Origin of the sequence: Roseovarius marisflavi (assembly GCF_900142625.1) — a bacterium.
Classification (GTDB): Bacteria; Pseudomonadota; Alphaproteobacteria; order Rhodobacterales; family Rhodobacteraceae; genus Roseovarius; species Roseovarius marisflavi.
The window spans coordinates 40,173-56,888 of record NZ_FRBN01000022.1; the positions used below are offsets into that span (position 1 = coordinate 40,173).

Genomic DNA, 16,716 nt, shown 5'->3' on the forward strand with positions numbered 1-16,716 from the left:
TTTTGCGGCTGGTCAGTGCAGGCGGGCCGCTCTAACGTCGCGTCCATGAGTGCCGATATCCAGATCCTTGATAGCCGCTATGCTTGGACGCGGCTTGCCGTCTCGCTTTTGATCGCGATGGTGGGCAATGTCGGCATGTGGTCGATCATCGTGGTGATGCCCGCGATGCAGGCCGAGTTTGGGGTCGATCGTGCGGCGGCCTCGCTGCCTTATACGATGACCATGGTCGGCTTTGCGCTCGGTAATTTCGGCATTGGCCGGATCGTCGACCGCTTTGGGGTCACGACCGCGCTTTGTGGTGCGGCGGTGCTTATTTCCGTCGCCACCGGCCTGGCGGCGATAAGCCCGTCGGTGGTTGTTCTGTCGGCGCTGCAAATCGCGATCGGCTTTGGCACCGCCGCCAGCTTTGGCCCGCTGATCGCCGATGTCTCGCTCTGGTTCGTGCGCCGCCGGGGTATCGCCGTGGCGATCACCGCGAGTGGCAACTACCTTTCGGGGGCGATCTGGCCGGTGATCCTTGCCGGTATTCTGGCAAATCAGGGCTGGCGCGCGGTCTATATGGTGCTGGCGGTGGTCACGGTGGTGACGGTCATCCCGCTGGCCCTTCTGCTGCGCCGCCGGGTGCCGCTGGCGGCACGCGCGCATGCCGATACGCTCTCGAATGCGCGGGCCAGTGCCGTCGGCATCCCGCCGCGCACCCTGATGCTTATGCTCGGGCTGGCTGGGGTGGGGTGCTGTGTGGCGATGTCGATGCCGCAGGTCCATATTGTCAGCTATTGCGTCGACCTTGGCTATGGCCCCGCAGTCGGCTCGCAGATGCTGTCGCTGATGCTTTTGGGCGGGGTGGTGTCGCGGCTGATCTCGGGGTTGATGGCTGACCGGCTCGGCGGGGTGCGCACGCTTCTGATCGGCTCGACCCTGCAATGCATTGCCCTGTTCTTTTACCTGCCCTCGGGTGGGCTGACCTCGCTTTACGTGGTCAGCCTTGTCTTTGGTCTGGCCCAGGGGGGGATCGTGCCGAGCTATGCGGTGATCGTGCGCGAATACATGCCGAGCCACGAGGCGGGGCGGCGCGTCGGCTTTGTCCTGATGTCGACCATCGCAGGCATGGCGCTTGGCGGTTGGATGTCGGGCTGGATATATGACCTGACCGGCAGCTACCAGATGGCGTTCCTCAACGGGATCGCCTGGAATGCCCTCAATATCGGGATCATCGCCCTGATCCTGACGCGCACCCGCACCCGCCAGCCTCAACTTGCCTGAGAGGGCGCATTTATGAGTATTTTTGCCAAGAAGAAGTTGCACCCGCCCTGCTTCTTCTTGGTCCAAATACTCAAATCCGAAACCGGCAAGATGCGCAAGGTCACAGGGGTTACTCTTCGTGTATCACCTTGATATGGCGCTCGCCGCGCGCCTCGGCCAGTGCCATCTGCTTCTCGCGCTCGCGAAAGCGGTCTTTGTGCTCTTCCGTCGTCTCATCGCAGCATTGATGACAGGCGACGCCCTCTTCATATTCGGGGCGTTTGGTGTCTTCGGGCAGGATCGGGCGGCGGCAGGCATGACAGAGCCGGTGCGGACCCTTAACAAGGCCATGACCTACCGAGACACGCGCATCGAAGACGAAGCACTCGCCCTGCCATGTGCTTTGTGCCTCTGGCACCTCTTCGAGATATTTCAGGATGCCGCCCTTGAGGTGATAGACATCCTCCACGCCCTGACCAAGCAGGTAATTGGTGGATTTTTCGCAGCGGATTCCGCCGGTGCAGAACATCGCGATCCGCTTGTTGTGAAAGCGGTGCTTGTTTTCCTCCCACCAGGCGGGAAAATCGCGAAAGCTGGCGGTTTCGGGGTCGACGGCGCCCTTGAAGGTGCCAATCGCCACTTCGTAATCATTTCGGGTGTCGATCACGGCCACATCAGGGCTTTCAATCAGGGCGTTCCAATCGCCCGGATCGACATAATGCCCAACCTGCGCAAGCGGGTCGACATCGGGCTGGCCCATCGTGACGATCTCTTTCTTCAACCGCACCTTGAGGCGGCGAAAGGGCTGATCGGCACTGCTGCTTTCTTTCCATTCCAGATCGCCACAGCCGGGCAGGGCGCGGATATGTGCGATGACGCGGGCGATCCCCGCATCCGGGCCCGCGATCGTGCCATTGATCCCCTCGCGGGCAAGCAACAAGGACCCGCTGATCTTCTCGGCCTCGCAGAGCGCCAGAAGGGGACCCTGAATCGCAGCGGGGTCGTCAAAGCGGGTGAAATGATAGAGCGCGGCAATCTTGTACATGGCCCGCGATTTACCCATTTGGGCGCGCCTGAACAAGAGGACAAAGTGGCGCCATTGACGCAAGACCCGCACCTGCGTACCCCTAAGGGATAAAAGGAGGCCCTCATGACCCAAGCCCTGATCGTGATCGACGTGCAAAACGATTTCTGCCCCGGTGGCGCCTTGGCGGTGGCGGGCGGCGATGAGATCGTGGCCGGCATCAACGCCCTCATGGCCGATTTCGCGACCGTGATCCTGACGCAGGACTGGCACCCGGCGGGGCACTCATCGTTTGCCTCGTCCCATCCCGGCAAGGCGCCGTTTGAGATGACCGAGATGCCCTATGGGCCACAGGTGCTCTGGCCCGATCATTGCGTTCAGGGCACGCCGGGTGCCGCGTTTCACGACGGGCTTGAGACGACCCGCGCCGATGCGATTATCCGCAAGGGCATGAACCCGGCGATCGACAGCTATTCGGCTTTTTTCGAGAACGACCATGAAACACCCACCGGGCTTGACGGGTATCTGCGCACGCGCGGGATTGACGCGCTGACGATGGTCGGGCTGGCCACCGATTTCTGTGTCAATTTCTCGGCGGTCGATGCTGCGCGATTGGGGTATGATGTGAGCGTGCGGCGCGATCTGTGTCGCGCGATTGATCTTGATGGCTCGCTCGACGCGGCGCTTGCGGGCATGTGCGAGGCGGGGGTCACGCTTGTATGAGCCAGAGATGACCCCGCTTGGCGATCAAATCCGCGCCTGCACCCTTTGCGCCGATCGTTTTGCGGCCACTCAAACGGGCCACAGCCCGCGCCCCGTGGTCTGGTTTCGCCCGTCGGCGCGCATCCTGATCGCAGGGCAGGCGCCGGGCGCGCGTGTGCATCAGTCGGGCAAGCCGTTTGATGACCCTTCGGGCGAGCGGTTGCGCGATTGGCTTGGGCTGAGCGAGGCAGAGTTTTACGATCAGTCCCGAGTTGCCATCGTGCCCATGGGGTTTTGTTTTCCGGGCTATGATGCCAAGGGCTCTGACCTGCCGCCGCCGCGTATTTGCGGCGAGACATGGCACGACAGGGTCATGCAAGAGCTTGAAAAGATTGAGCTCACCATTCTTGTCGGCGGCTATGCCCATAAATATCATCTTGGCGTCAAATCCGGCGTGACCGATACGGTCAAGGGCTGGCGCGACCATGCACCGCGGCTTTTTGCCTTGCCGCACCCGTCCTGGCGCAATACCGCTTGGCTCAGAAAAAAACCGTGGTTCGAGGCAGATGTTCTGCCTGAATTACGTGCAGAGGTTCAAAGGCTTATCCATGACTGAGCTTACCCGCCTTGACGCCGCCCATGCCGCGATGGAGGCCGCCCCCGAGGACGGAGCCGCGCGCATGCGGTTTTATGAGACCCTCGCGGCGAGCGAGCTTTACCTCTTGCTGAAATCCGAGCCGGAGGGCGAGGCGATCGATCCCGAGGTGTTCGACCTCTCGGATCATTCCTTTGTTCTGGTGTTCGATCAAGAGGCCCGCCTAAGCAGCTTTGCCAACCGCCCGGCGCCCTATGCCGCGCTCAGCGGGCGGGGGATTGCCGCGATGCTGGCCGGGCAGGGCATCGGCCTTGGGGTCAATCTTGAGGTGGCGCCCTCGTCGATCCTCATTCCGCCCGAGGCGGTGGATTGGCTGGCCGAAACCCTGGGCACCGGCCCGTCAGAGATCGAGGCGCGGGTCGAGCGGTTTCACGCGCCCAAGGGCCTGCCGGAAAACGTTGTCGTTGCGCTTGATGCCCGGCTTGCGAGTGCCACCGGCCTTGCCTCACTGGCCTATCTGGTGGGGGTGACCTATGACAGCGGCGCGCAGGGGCACATGCTTGGTTTTGTCGACGCCGCGCCGGGCGCAGAGGCGGCCCTGGCACAGGCCGTGTCAGAGGTGCTCATCTTCTCCGGGCTTGAGGCCGCTGCGCTTGATGTGGCGTTTTTCGCCGCAAACGATCCGGCGGCCGCGCGGCTGTCGACCTGTGGATTGCGGTTTGACCTGCCGCAGCATTCGACGCCAGAGCCTCGGCGCGCGCCGGGCTCTGATCCCGCCAAACCCCCGATCCTCAAATAGCGACGCCGCGCAGAGGGGGCGCTTAGTATCCCAGGTTGCGATCAACCAGATGCAGGAACGGCTCGCCCGCCTCGCCGCGTCGGATGTTTTCCGCGATCACCTGCGAGGCTGATTTCGGTCGTGTTTCCGAGGCGATATGCGGCGTCACCGTCACCCGTGGATGCGCCCAATAGGGGTGCTCTGGCGGCAGCGGTTCCTCGCGGAACACGTCCAGCGTGGCATGGCCGACATCGCCGCTGTCCAGCACCGCCAAAAGCGCGTTATCGTCGATCAGAGGCCCGCGACCGGGGTTCACGATCACCGTGCCGCGCGGCAGATACGCTAGCGTTTCCTCGTTCAGAATGTTTTCCGTATCCCCCGTCAGCGGCAACAAGAGAACAAGGATATCGGCCACTTGAAGGGCCGAACGCAGCCCCTGTTCGCCCGAAAGACAGGTCACGCCGTCGATCTCTTTCTGGCTCCGGCTCCAGCCGGTCATCGCGAACCCAAGCCGCCCCAACGCCGATGCGCAGGCCTGGCCAAGCGCGCCAAGGCCCAGCATGGTCACCCGCCGATCCTGTGCCAGCGGCGGGATATCCTTGCGCCAGATCCCGTCCTGCCCAAGAATATGCGCATCCATCCCAAGATGATGGCGCAGCACGTGACCCGTGACCCATTCGACCATACCCTGCGTCAGACCGTGATCGACCATCCGCGCCAGCGGCAGGTGCAGGGTTGGATTGCCCACCACATCCTCGACCCCGGCCCAGAGGTTCAAAACCGCCTTGGCGCGGGTGAAGGGGGCAAAATCCTCGACCCCGCTATTGGGCGCATAAACGATGTAATCAACCTCATGCGCGGGCATCTTTGTGGCAAGGTTGGCCGCGACCCCGGCCTCTGACAAGGCGGTTCTCAATGGCGCTTCATAGGTTTCCCACCGCTCGGGGCGGGCAGCGAACAGGACGTTTACGGGCATGAAATCTACCTTGGTTTGTGAATATGTGCGCTCTGGACAAGGCCGAATCCGACCATCAGGACAAGCATGGCAGAGCCGCCATAGCTCACCAGTGGCAAGGGCACGCCGACCACGGGCATCAGCCCCATCACCATCGCCATATTGACCGAGAAAAACAGGAAAAATGTCATCGCCACACCAAGCGTCAAAAGCGAGGAATAGCGATCACGGTTCGAGAGCGCGGTCGAGATACAGAACAGCAAAATGAGCGAGTAAAGCCCCAGGATCGAAATCGCCCCGACAAAGCCGAATTCCTCGGCCAGCGTCACAAAGATGAAATCGGTGTGCTTTTCCGGCAGGAAGTTAAGCCGCGACTGCGTGCCCTGCATGAACCCTCGCCCGGTCCAGCCGCCCGAGCCAAGCGCGATCTTGGATTGAGTGATGTGATAGCCGGCGCCAAGCGGGTCATTGTCGGGATTGAGAAAGGTGTCGATCCGGCGATACTGGTAATTCTCAAGCATTTGCCAACTGGTGCCCCGGCTTTCAAACACCGCAAAGATCAACCCCACGACGGCGGCGATCACGGTGGCGAAATAGGCCCAATGCACGCCTGCGATGAACATCATCACCCCACCGGCGGCCAGCAACAGGATCGAGGTGCCCAAATCCGGCTGACGCAGAACAAGCGCGACGGGAAACAGGATCATCGCCACCGGCAGGGCCACCCAAACCGGCCGCGATACCCGCGACATCGGCAACCAGTCGTAATAGGCCGCCAAAAGCATCACCAGCGTGATTTTCACAAGCTCCGAGGGCTGCAACCGCATGAAGCCGATGTCGATCCAGCGTTGCGCGCCCTTGCCCTCGACCCCGACAAGCGCCACCGCAATCAACAACGCCAGCGAGATCAGATAGGCCAGCAGGGACATGTTGCGCCAGAACCAGATCGGCACCATCGCCACCATAAGCATGACGGCAAAGCCGAGTGCAAAGCGCTTCATTTGCGGTTCGGCCCATGGCGACAGAGACCCGCCGGCAACCGAATAGAGCATCAGGAACCCAACCCCGGCCACCGCCATCAACAAGACCATAAGCGGCCAGTTGAGGTGAAGCATCTTGCCCGGCCCCGTCGGCGTGGTCTTGACGGTATATTCAAGATAGCTCATGCGCGGTCTTTCCCGTCCGGACCGGTTTGCGGGCGCGCCCTGCGCAGCTTTTCCTGAAGCGCCTTGATCCGGCCCCGGTCGGCGGCGGGATAGGCCTCAAGCGGCGGGTCCTCGCCATAGAGCGCCTGAAGGGTGATGTCGCGGGCAATCGGCGCGGCGGCGGTCGAGCCACCCCCGCCGTGCTCGACGATCACGGCGACGGCTACCTTTGGCGCGTCAAAGGGGGCAAAGTTGACAAACAACGCGTGATCGCGCCGCTCCCAGGGAAGGTCGCGGTTGTTGACCACGCCGCTGGCACGCTCGCCCGAGGTGATGTTGCGCACCTGGCTGGTGCCGGTCTTGCCGGCCATGCGAAAGGCATCTTCGATGATCCGGCTGCGATAACCGGTGCCGCGATTGCTGTTGGAGACCGCGAACATCGCCTTGCGCACCTCGCGCATGAGGTTCTCATTGAGGCCAAGCGTGTCGCCATGGCCAGTGGGCTGTTCAACCCCGTCGATTGACTTGATCAGGCGCGGCGTCACCGCCCGGCTTGTGGCGATCCGCGCCGTCATCACCGCCAGTTGCAGGGGCGAGGCCAGAACAAAGCCCTGACCGATGGCGGTGTTCACACTGTCGCCGATCACCCAGGGCTGGCCCCGGTTGGTCTGTTTCCACTCGCGCGTCGGGGCAAGGCCCTTGGCGACACTGGTCATCGGAAGGTCGAACTGGACCCCGACCCCAAGTCGCTCGGCCATGGCGCTAATCTTTTCGATGCCGGTGCGCAGGGCCAATTCGTAATAATAGATGTCACAGCTTTCGCGCAGCGAGCGATGCAGATCGACATTGCCGTGCCCGCCCCGCTTCCAGCAGTGGAACCGGCGACCGCTGATTTCCATGTAGCCGGGGCAATAGACCGTATCATCAAGGGCGATCTGCCCGTCCTCAAGCGCGGCCAGGGCCGTGACCATCTTGAAGGTCGATCCCGGCGGATAAATCCCCTGCACCGCCTTGTTGGGCAGCGGGCGATAGGGATCTTCAAGCAGGGCCTTGTAGTCGGATACCGAAATGCCGCGCACGAAAAGGTTGGGGTCATAGCTCGGGGCAGAGGCGCAGGCCAGAAGATCGCCGGTGTCACAATCAATCACCACCGCCGCCGCGCTTTCGCCCTCAAGGCGCGCATTGGTATAAGATTGCAGGTTGTTGTCCAGCGTCAGCTGCATATCGGCGCCGGGCTGGCCTTCCTGGCGGTCAAGCTCGCGCATCACCCGGCCGGCGGCGTTTACCTCGACACGGCGGGTGCCGGCGCTGCCGCGCAACTGATTTTCGCGCTTGGCCTCAAGCCCGATCTTGCCAATCTGAAAGCGGGGCAGGCGCAAAAGCTGTTCCGGCGCGTCGATCCGTTCAATATCCTTGTCACTCACCGTGCCGACATAGCCGACCACATGGGCGTAATCATTGGTTGCCGGATAGCGCCGCGACAGGCCCACCTCGGGCAGCACACCGGGCAGGGCGGGGGCATTCACCGCAACCCGGCTTATAGCGCCCCAGCTGACGCGGTCAGCGACGGTGACCGGGGTGTCGCCGCGCAACTCGCGCAGATCGCGGCGCGCGCGCTCAAGCTCGTCAGGGTCAAGCTCGACAAGCTTGGCCAGCCGCGCGATCACGGCATCCACATCCCCCGCCTGTTCGCGGGTCATGGTGATACGGTAACTTGGCACGTTCTCGGCGATCACCGCGCCGTTGCGGTCAAACAGGCGGCCACGGGTGGGCGGGATAAGTTGGATGTTGATGCGGTTCTCATCGGCCAAAAGGCGAAACTGATCGGCCTGTTCGACCTGCATATAGCGCATGCGCAGCGCCAGAATGCCCATCACCCCGGCCTGAAGCCCGCCAACGACAAGCCCGCGCCGGGTGATGCGCCGCTGGCTTTCAGCGGTATCGCGGCCCGGGCGTCTCATGTCCGTTTGCTCATGGCGTCAAGATCACCGGGGGTGAGTTTGCGCACGCCCATGAGCGTATGCGACACAAACGCCACCACCGGATAGACCGCCAGCGTGAACAACAGCTGCATCAGGCTAAGACCAAGCGGTGCCTGATCCACCATCAGCACCGCCAGCACCAGACGATAGGCCAGCGTGATCCCCACCATCGTGCTTGCCACCGAGGCCCATTCGGCGGCAAAGCTGAGATCGCGCAGCATCGGCGCGCGGTTGCGCAGGGTCTCGGCCCCCATCACGACGCAGGCCGCCCAAAGCCCCGGTGGGCGCTGGAACAAAAGATCCATGCCAAGCGCCACCAGGGCGATCAGCAGGACCGGAACATAATCCGGCCGCCGCAACACCCAGGCAAAGGTGATCGCCAGGATAAGATCGGGCCCGGTCCAGTTGGAGGGCTGTGTGTCCAGGGGCAAAAGGTGCATGAATATCAGAAAGATACACAGAAAAAGGTAAAGCGCGCGCATCAGCCAGTAGCGTTGAATGAAACTCTCAGCCATTGCCCGCCTCCGCCGCTTGGGGGGCGTCGGGGGCCTGTTCATCAGGCAGCAGGACCGGGGCAATCAACTGACCGGGATCGGTCAGGTCTTCGTGCCCGTAACTGCGCAGGACGCGCAGAAATTCAAGCCGCTCGTAATCGGCCGCGATGCGCACGCGCATCCGCCCGCCGGGGTCTTCGGCGAGCTGTCCTATCAACAGCCCGGCGGGAAATACCCCGCCATCCCCCGAGGTCAAAATCCGGTCGCCGGGGCGCACCTGATCGGGGTCCTCGATAAAGTCGATGGGCGGGGCCGCGCTATTGTCACCGATCAACAACGCCTGTTGCCCCGAGGGTTGGATCGTCACCGGAACGCGGCTTGAGGTGTCGCTCAGAAGGATCACCCGTGCGGTATTGCGCCCCACACCCGAGATGCGTCCGACAAGGCCAAGCCCGTCCATCGCCGCCCAACCGTCGACGATCCCATCGCGCGCGCCAACATTGATAAGCACCGACTGGCGAAACGGCGAGCCGCTATCGGCCATCACCACGCCGGTGACAAAGGTCAGGCGCGGATCAAGCTGTACGTTGTTGAGATCAAGCAGTCGGGCGTTTTCCTGTTCAAGTTGAAGCGCGGCCTCTTTCCAGGCCTTCATCTGCTGCAATTCTCGGCGCAGTTCCTGATTTTGCTGGTACATCCGCTGATAGCTCTGGAAATCTCGCAGGATGTTCACGGCGCCTGTAACCGGCGCCATCGCCCAGTCAAAGCTTGGCACGACCCGATCCACCACCTGTGCGCGAAACCGCTCGACCCGCGGGCTGTCGATCCGCCAGACAAGGAAAAGCCCGAGAAGACACAGCAAAACGACCCCCAAAAGCAAACGCTTGAGCGGGCCGGTATAGTCGTCGCCTTGTCCTCGGTCTCTTGCCAAAGGGTCCCCCTTTTAGGAAAAGGTGGGCGTCTTAGCTGTCGTAGTCAATCGCATGGCGTAATTGCTTTTCGAATTCCAGCGCCTTGCCGGTGCCAAGGGCCACGCAATTCAGGCTGTCATCAGCGATAGAAACCGCCAACCCGGTCTGCTCGCGCAGCGCCAGATCAAGATCGCCCAAAAGCGCGCCACCCCCGGTCAGCATCACGCCGCGATCAACGATATCGGCGGCAAGATCGGGCGGGGTTGCTTCAAGCGCGGTCATCACCGCCTCGCAGATTTGCTGAACCGGCTCGGCAAGCGCCTCGGCGATCTGCGCCTGACTGATTTCGGTTTCTTTCGGCACGCCGTTCAAAAGGTCGCGTCCGCGGACCTGAATGGATGTGCCTCTGCCATCGTCGGGCATGCGGGCGGTGCCGATGCTGGTCTTGATCCGCTCGGCGGTGGATTCACCAACCAGAAGGTTCTGTTGCCGACGCAGGTAGTTGATGATCGCCTCGTCCATCCGGTCGCCACCCACCCGCACCGAGCGGGCATAGACGATATCGCCAAGCGACAGAACGGCCACCTCGGTGGTGCCGCCGCCGATGTCGACAACCATATTGCCGGTCGGATCGGTGATCGGCATGCCCGCGCCGATCGCCGCCGCAATCGGCTCGGCGATAAGACCGGCGCGACGCGCGCCCGCCGACAGAACCGACTGACGAATGGCGCGCTTTTCGACCGGCGTGGCGCCATGGGGCACACAGACGATGATCTTGGGTTTGGAAAAGGTCGAGCGTTTGTGAACCTTGCGGATGAAATGTTTGATCATCGCCTCGGCCGTGTCAAAATCGGCAATCACGCCTTCGCGCATCGGGCGGATCGCCTCGATGCTGCCGGGGGTGCGGCCAAGCATCAACTTGGCGTCCTCGCCCACGGCCAGCACTTTGCGAACGCCGTCCTTGACGTGATAGGCCACGACCGAAGGTTCCGACAGGATGATGCCACGGCCCTTGACGTAGACCAGCGTATTCGCCGTGCCGAGGTCGATTGCCATATCCGCAGAAAACAGACTGGGAATTTTGTGAAAGATCGACATGTGTGCCTAGCGTCCCGTCGTGAAAATAGAATAATTGCACCGCGACTCGGGGTCGGGTGCCGCTGGCACTTATAGGGTGCGGGCGGTTTGGGCGAAAGGGCCAGTTTGGCCGTGGTAAGCGTCAAACTGCCACCCGTTTGACCCCCTTCGCCCGGTTTTGCCCCCTAGTCGTTCAGATGATCCAGCCGCGCGCGCACCGACAGGCCATGCGCCTCAAGGCTTTCGCTGATCGCCAGCGTTTCGGCCGCCGGGCCAATCGCACGCAGCGCCTCGGGCGTCATCTTGGCAAGCGTGGTGCGCTTGACGAAATCCATCACCGACAGGCCGCTGGAGAACCGCGCCGAACGTGCGGTCGGTAGCACGTGATTGGGCCCGCCGACATAATCGCCGATCGCCTCGGGCGTCCAGGCGCCAAGAAAAATCGCCCCGGCATGGGTGATTTTTTCCGAAAGGGCATCGGGGTCAGCCACGCAAAGCTCCAGATGCTCGGGCGCGATCCGGTTGCTAAGGGCGGCGGCGTGATCAAAGTCGGGCACAAGGATGATCGCGCCGAAATCGCGCCAGCTTGCCCCGGCAATCTCGCGCCGCTCCAGCGTTTCAAGGTGGCGATCCATTGCCGCGCTGACCGCTTGGGCAAGATCGCCGTCATCGGTGATCAGGATGGATTGCGCGCTTTCGTCGTGCTCGGCCTGACTCAGCATATCAAGCGCAATCCAGTCGGGGTTTTGCCCGGCGTCGGCAATCACCAGAATTTCCGACGGCCCGGCGATCATGTCGATCCCGACCTTGCCGAACACCCTGCGCTTGGCGGCGGCGACAAAGGCGTTGCCGGGGCCGGTGATCTTGTCGACCGGGGCAATGGTTTCGGTGCCATAGGCAAGGGCCGCAATCGCCTGTGCGCCGCCGATGCGGTAAATCTCGTCAACCCCGGCGATCTGCGCGGCCAAAAGGACAAGCGGATTGGCCTGACCATCGGGCGTCGGCACCACGATCGCCAGCCGCTCGACCCCGGCCACCTTGGCGGGAATGGCGTTCATCAGCACCGAGGACGGATAAGACGCAAGCCCGCCGGGCACGTAAAGCCCCGCCGCGCTGACCGGGGTCCAGCGCCAGCCAAGCGTCGCGCCGTTCGCCTCAACCCAGCTTTGATCCTCGGGCAATTGGCGGGCGTGATAGGCGCGAATGCGCTCTGCCGCCAGTTCAAGCGCTGCGCGCTCACCTTCGGGCACCTGCGCGATCAGATCGGCCATCTCTTGCCGCGAAAACCGCAGGGTTTCAGGCGTCAGGTCAAGGCGGTCAAATTTCGAGGTCAGCTCGATCACCGCTGCATCGCCGCGCGCGCGTACATCCTTGATGATGCCCGCCACGATGTCATCGACATCGGGGCTGTCTTCGCGCTTGGCGCTGAGCAGGGTCTGAAACTGGGCCTCAAAACCGGGGTCGGTGGCGTTCAAGAATACGGGCATATCGGGTCTCCTGTCAGGCGTGACATAGCCCGAGTGCCCCGCGCGCTCAAGGCGGCATTCGCCGCAGGTGTCGAACGTCGGATTTCTTTGACCTTCACGCCGAAAACTGAACCAAAAATGAGGAAAGCGGCAAAGCTGCCCTTCGGTCGGATCACAGCGTAGGCCTCGAAAGAGCCCAAAGTGCACCATGCTGCGATGCGTTTGAATGTCAGCTATTGGCGAGCTACGATTTCATATTTCGCATATTCACGCTAAAGATAGAAAATGCTTAAGTTTGATGAAGAAACAGCACAGCTGCTCGAAATCGCTTACCAAGGAAGCGATGTAACTCGGCGAAGACGCATGGCCTTCGATGCACTACACCTTTCCGAAGTTGATATTGTCGTTGATATCGGTTGTGGAAATGGGCTGCTGACCGAAGAAATCGCGCGTGCTATCGGTAAGAGGGGGCAAGTCATCGGTGTTGACCCCAGTGAGGATATGCGTGCTCCGGCGTCTGCCCGGTGTGCTGCATTTCAGTCCGCACAAATAAAAGATGGTTTAGCCGATGCGCTACCCTTGCGAGACGGTGAGGCCGACAAGGCTGTCGCAGTGCAGGTACTTGAATATCTCCCGGATATTCCATCCGCCATTCGTGAAGCCCATCGGGTTCTGCGCGTTGGCGGTAGGTTTGTCGCGGTTGATACTGGGTTCAAGACATTGGACTGGTTCTCCGAAGATAACGATCGAATGCAGCGTGTTCAGGCCGCTTGGGATCATCACTACACTGAGGCCTGTGTGGCCGCACTTTGGCCCAGACTGACGCACGATGCCGGTTTTTCAGCGATAGAGATCGAACCGTTTACATTCTGCGATGTGACTTTGCGGCCCGATGGTATCGCTTTCATGTTGATGCACCTGATGTCACGCTATGCTGCTGAACACGACCATATGACTGAGGCTGAGACAACGGCTTGGTTTAAGGAGCAAGTGGAACTTGCAAACCAAGGACGCTTCTTCTTTTCACTTACTTACTATCGGATGAGTGCCATCAAAATGTAGATAGAGGTTGGCACATCTATCAGTCTCGGTCCTGAGTGCTGTGTTCTGCACCAAAGCTGCCGCCGACGCGAGCGCAGCGAAAGCTCAGATTGTCCGCTCACCGGACCTAGGTGCGGCCTGCGCCGAAGGTCAGGTTTGGGTCAGAAATGCTTGATGGTTGGGCCGGTATTACGTGACGCGACCTTTTGATCGGAACCAGAAAACCTGCCTTATCAAGCGAAAAGGCGCGCGACGTTTCAAGGCAGGGCGTAATCGCCGCCCCCCAAATGATGGCGCGGTCGCAGACAGCCCAAACCCATTTAAAGGCATGGTTTCATTGATCCTTGTCAAAGCCCTTAGCGATTGCCGCCCGATAATGGTCTGACGAATCATTTTTGACGTCGCGTGTGAACACTTGGAAGGGAGAAAAAGATGCTGAATTCCAAACTTCGGATTTGTGCTGTTGCTCTGTGCTGCGGTCTGGGCGGAATCGCTCAGGCTGATGATCTTGGCAAGGCCGAGTATATGAGCGCCTGTGCATCCTGTCATGGCGAGAGCGCCGCCGGCGACGGACCACTGGCCGAGTTGATGACCGTGCCGGTGCCCGCGTTGACCGGCTTGTCGGCGGCCAATGACGGCAAGTTTCCGATGCTTGATGTCATCCACTCGATTGATGGGCGTCAGGGCACCCGTGGCCACGGATATCCCATGCCGGTCTGGGGCGACCGCTTTGCCAAGGATATCCCGAATGCGGGGCCCTATGGGGCCGAACCGATCATTCGCGGGCGTGTCCTGTCGATTGCCTATTATCTGGAATCGATTCAGCAGTGACGCGGTGATCCGAAAAAATTGATGAATGGTTTTACACCCCTCCGCGTGATCTGTGGCGGGGTGCAATGCGTTCAGTCGTGCGCCGGGGCCTTGCCCGAGGGCGCGCGGTAGGGGCGGGTGACATCCTTGAGCGTGACCTCAAGCGCCTCGATTTCAAGCCGGATCGCGCCGTCGCCGGCAAGCGTCAAAAGAACATGGCCCGCGCCTTCTTCGCCGGGTTCAAACGTGATCGACAAGAGCGACAGGATCGTATCGCGGTCCGTGCGGTCGATGCCCTGGCTGGCGATGCGCAAGACATTGTCGATCACCAGAAGCGATTGCACCCTCTCGGGGGCGTGGCGAGTGTGGCCGGTATCTTCCCAGCGGAACCGATTGATCAGCAGCGCGAAACGCCGCTCACCGGCGCGCCATGTCATCTCGGTGATCGGAAACACCGCATCCTGCGCCAGCGTCGAGATCACCTTGAGGTCATCAGGATCAAACGCCCCAAGGTTCAGCGGTGCCTCGCGGCCATCCTCGAATTTTGCGTCCCCGGTCATCTGTCCGACACCCGTTCGATCTTGGCGCCGACGCCTTCGAGCTTGCGCACGACATGCTCATAGCCGCGATCAAGGTGGTAAACGCGATTGACGATGGTTTCCCCCTCTGCCGCAAGACCCGCCAGGATAAGCGAGACACTGGCGCGCAGATCGGTCGCCATCACCGGTGCCCCCTTGAGGCGGTCAACGCCGGTCACCGTGGCAACACCGCCATGCACCTCGATATTGGCCCCCATGCGGATCAGTTCCGGCGCATGCATGAATCGGTTCTCAAAGATGCGCTCTTCAAGCACCGATGTGCCCTCGGCGGTACACATGAGCGCCATCATCTGGGCCTGAAGGTCGGTGGGAAAGCCGGGGAAGGGTTCGGTCACCACATCGACCGAACGCACACGGCCGTTTTTGCGGCTGACCTTGAGGCCCTTCGCGGTTTCCTCGACACTGACGCCCGCCGCATCCAGCTTTTCGCAGAACGCGCCGACAAGGTCGATCCGCCCGCCCAAAAGCTCGACCTCGCCACCGCAGATCGCAGGCGCCAGCATATAGGTGCCAAGCTCGATCCGGTCTGTCACCACCGGATGGGTGGCCCCGCCAAGGCGGTCAACGCCCTGAATGGTGATGGTATGCGTGCCTTCGCCCTCGATCTGCGCGCCCATGCGGCGCAGACATTGGGCAAGATCAACGATCTCGGGCTCGCGCGCGGCGTTCTTGAGCACGGTCGTGCCCTTGGCCAGCGTCGCCGCCATGAGGGCGTTCTCAGTCGCCCCGACCGACACGATTGGAAAATCAACCACGCCGCCGCGCAAGCCGCCGGGCGCGCGCGCGTGCACGTAACCGTCTTTCAGTTCAAGCTCTGCGCCCATCGCCTCAAGCGCCTTGAGGTGAAGATCGACCGGGCGCGCGCCAATCGCACAGCCCCCCGGCAGCGACACAACCGCATGCCCGTCGCGCGCAAGCATCGGCCCGAGCACAAGGATCGAGGCGCGCATCTTGCGCACGATGTCATAATCGGCGACGTGATTGTCCAACGCATGGCTCGACATCACCAGAACCTGACCATCCTGCAATTGCGACACCTCGGCACCGAGCGATTGCAGAAGAGTGGTCATCGTCTTGATGTCCGACAGGCGCGGCGCATTGGTCAGGGTCAGAGGCTCTTCGCTCAAGAGCGTGGCCGGCATCAGCGTCAGACAGGCATTCTTGGCGCCCGTGATCGGGATCTGCCCCTTGAGCGGGCCATTGCCCGTAACGATAATCGAATCCATCTGCTCTACCCTTTGTCCTCGTTCCCGGTCACCTGCTCGCCCGGCTTGTCATCGGTGCGGGCGCGCATCTGGGCCTTACGCCGCGCAAGATTGGCCTTCAATGCCGATTTTAACCTGTCTTCGCGGTTCTGGCCTTGTTTGGCGCCGGTTTTTGGGGATTGCTTTTTGCTCATACCGCTTCTTTACAGCAGCAATGAAAAACCGTCCAGTTACCCCTTGCGCCACACGCGATTAGGGGCTAATCAGCCCGCCACAGCGTGCTGCTGTAGCTCAGTGGTAGAGCGCGTCATTGGTAATGACGAGGTCGGGAGTTCAATCCTCCCCAGCAGCACCAGTATAACACCTTGAAACTAAATAAAACCCTTGCATTATAGGCGCTTTTTCCGTCCTGTGGTTACAAATTTGGTTACAAAGGGCGGTCATCATGGCGGGCAAGGTTATGCACTTGGTCAACCGTAAAGGGCGGTATCACGCCCGGCTGGTGGTCCCGAAAGACTTGCGCGGAATAGTAGGTAAGACCGAGTTACGCACCTCTTTGGGTGGTGACTACCGGCAAGCACTAAAGCTTTTACCGGGCGCGGTAGCGCAACTTCAACACCAGATCGGCCTTGCCGAGCAAAAGGCCGGGGCAGGGCGACCACAATCAGCCCCAGCACGCTATCCCCTAGC

Annotated in this window: 18 protein-coding genes and 1 tRNA gene; 8 read left to right on the forward strand and 11 right to left on the reverse strand. The window is 61.5% G+C overall.

What is annotated here, in order from left to right:
* The first annotated feature begins 45 nt into the window (after nt 1–45).
* Nucleotides 46–1,263: an MFS transporter gene (locus BUB78_RS15910; protein ID WP_073199716.1), complete on the forward strand. Its 1,218-nt coding sequence runs from the start codon at nt 46–48 to the stop codon at nt 1,261–1,263.
* Nucleotides 1,264–1,372: 109 nt separating this feature from the next.
* Here BUB78_RS15910 and trhO read toward each other — a convergent pair whose 3' ends face one another.
* The gene (gene trhO, locus BUB78_RS15915; RefSeq protein WP_073199718.1) at nt 1,373–2,287 is read right to left on the reverse strand and encodes an oxygen-dependent tRNA uridine(34) hydroxylase TrhO; all 915 of its coding nucleotides are present in this window, start codon (nt 2,285–2,287) and stop codon (nt 1,373–1,375) included.
* Between the two features lie 105 nt (nt 2,288–2,392).
* On the opposite strand from trhO, the gene pncA reads away from it, so the two are divergent.
* Genes pncA through BUB78_RS15930 form a run of 3 tightly spaced genes read left to right on the forward strand, consistent with a single transcriptional unit; the run spans nt 2,393 to nt 4,362 of the window.
* The gene (pncA, locus tag BUB78_RS15920; protein WP_073199720.1) at nt 2,393–2,989 is read left to right on the forward strand and encodes a bifunctional nicotinamidase/pyrazinamidase; all 597 of its coding nucleotides are present in this window, start codon (nt 2,393–2,395) and stop codon (nt 2,987–2,989) included.
* Between the two features lie 7 nt (nt 2,990–2,996).
* Nucleotides 2,997–3,584, forward strand: coding sequence for a uracil-DNA glycosylase family protein (locus BUB78_RS15925; RefSeq protein ID WP_073199722.1), 588 nt, complete (start codon nt 2,997–2,999; stop codon nt 3,582–3,584).
* Nucleotides 3,577–4,362 (forward strand): SseB family protein, encoded by a 786-nt coding sequence (locus BUB78_RS15930; RefSeq protein WP_073199724.1) that lies wholly within the window; start codon nt 3,577–3,579, stop codon nt 4,360–4,362. The genes BUB78_RS15925 and BUB78_RS15930 overlap by 8 nt, the downstream gene beginning before the upstream one ends.
* Nucleotides 4,363–4,384: 22 nt before the next feature.
* On the opposite strand, the gene BUB78_RS15935 is transcribed toward BUB78_RS15930, so the two are convergent.
* The 7 genes from BUB78_RS15935 to hisD form a co-directional block, all read right to left on the reverse strand.
* Entirely contained in the window at nt 4,385–5,317 is a 933-nt protein-coding gene (locus tag BUB78_RS15935) for a 2-hydroxyacid dehydrogenase (RefSeq protein WP_073199726.1), read from the reverse strand.
* A gap of 5 nt (nt 5,318–5,322) precedes the next feature.
* Nucleotides 5,323–6,462, reverse strand: a complete 1,140-nt coding sequence (rodA, locus tag BUB78_RS15940; RefSeq protein ID WP_073199728.1) for a rod shape-determining protein RodA — start codon at nt 6,460–6,462, stop codon at nt 5,323–5,325.
* Nucleotides 6,459–8,402 (reverse strand): penicillin-binding protein 2, encoded by a 1,944-nt coding sequence (gene mrdA / locus BUB78_RS15945; protein ID WP_073199730.1) that lies wholly within the window; start codon nt 8,400–8,402, stop codon nt 6,459–6,461. The genes rodA and mrdA overlap by 4 nt, the downstream gene beginning before the upstream one ends.
* Nucleotides 8,399–8,938 (reverse strand): rod shape-determining protein MreD, encoded by a 540-nt coding sequence (locus BUB78_RS15950; RefSeq protein WP_073199732.1) that lies wholly within the window; start codon nt 8,936–8,938, stop codon nt 8,399–8,401. Before BUB78_RS15950 ends, mrdA begins: the two co-directional genes overlap by 4 nt.
* Nucleotides 8,931–9,848, reverse strand: coding sequence for a rod shape-determining protein MreC (gene mreC, locus BUB78_RS15955; protein WP_073199734.1), 918 nt, complete (start codon nt 9,846–9,848; stop codon nt 8,931–8,933). The genes BUB78_RS15950 and mreC overlap by 8 nt, the downstream gene beginning before the upstream one ends.
* 31 nt (nt 9,849–9,879) lie before the next feature.
* Nucleotides 9,880–10,926, reverse strand: a complete 1,047-nt coding sequence (locus BUB78_RS15960; RefSeq protein WP_073199736.1) for a rod shape-determining protein — start codon at nt 10,924–10,926, stop codon at nt 9,880–9,882.
* A gap of 164 nt (nt 10,927–11,090) precedes the next feature.
* Entirely contained in the window at nt 11,091–12,392 is a 1,302-nt protein-coding gene (hisD, locus tag BUB78_RS15965) for a histidinol dehydrogenase (RefSeq protein WP_073199737.1), read from the reverse strand.
* Nucleotides 12,393–12,656: 264 nt separating this feature from the next.
* Between hisD and BUB78_RS15970 the strand changes: the two genes are divergently transcribed.
* Both BUB78_RS15970 and BUB78_RS15975 read left to right on the forward strand, forming a co-directional pair.
* Nucleotides 12,657–13,433 (forward strand): methyltransferase domain-containing protein, encoded by a 777-nt coding sequence (locus BUB78_RS15970; protein ID WP_073199739.1) that lies wholly within the window; start codon nt 12,657–12,659, stop codon nt 13,431–13,433.
* A gap of 411 nt (nt 13,434–13,844) precedes the next feature.
* Nucleotides 13,845–14,243 carry a c-type cytochrome gene (locus BUB78_RS15975; RefSeq protein WP_073199741.1) on the forward strand — a complete coding sequence of 133 codons (399 nt, stop codon included), beginning with the start codon at nt 13,845–13,847 and terminating at the stop codon, nt 14,241–14,243.
* A gap of 71 nt (nt 14,244–14,314) precedes the next feature.
* On the opposite strand, the gene BUB78_RS15980 is transcribed toward BUB78_RS15975, so the two are convergent.
* The 3 genes from BUB78_RS15980 to BUB78_RS20750 are packed head-to-tail and all read right to left on the reverse strand — an operon-like array spanning nt 14,315 to nt 16,220.
* Nucleotides 14,315–14,782 carry a DUF2948 family protein gene (locus tag BUB78_RS15980; protein ID WP_073199744.1) on the reverse strand — a complete coding sequence of 156 codons (468 nt, stop codon included), beginning with the start codon at nt 14,780–14,782 and terminating at the stop codon, nt 14,315–14,317.
* The gene (gene murA / locus BUB78_RS15985; RefSeq protein WP_073199746.1) at nt 14,779–16,047 is read right to left on the reverse strand and encodes a UDP-N-acetylglucosamine 1-carboxyvinyltransferase; all 1,269 of its coding nucleotides are present in this window, start codon (nt 16,045–16,047) and stop codon (nt 14,779–14,781) included. Before murA ends, BUB78_RS15980 begins: the two co-directional genes overlap by 4 nt.
* Nucleotides 16,048–16,052: 5 nt before the next feature.
* Nucleotides 16,053–16,220: a hypothetical protein gene (locus BUB78_RS20750; protein WP_170865090.1), complete on the reverse strand. Its 168-nt coding sequence runs from the start codon at nt 16,218–16,220 to the stop codon at nt 16,053–16,055.
* A gap of 86 nt (nt 16,221–16,306) precedes the next feature.
* Between BUB78_RS20750 and BUB78_RS15990 the strand changes: the two genes are divergently transcribed.
* Both BUB78_RS15990 and BUB78_RS20960 read left to right on the forward strand, forming a co-directional pair.
* Nucleotides 16,307–16,381, forward strand: a tRNA-Thr gene (locus tag BUB78_RS15990).
* Between the two features lie 90 nt (nt 16,382–16,471).
* A partial coding sequence (locus BUB78_RS20960) for a DUF6538 domain-containing protein (protein ID WP_342742339.1) occupies nt 16,472–16,716 on the forward strand: 245 nt, incomplete at its 3' end.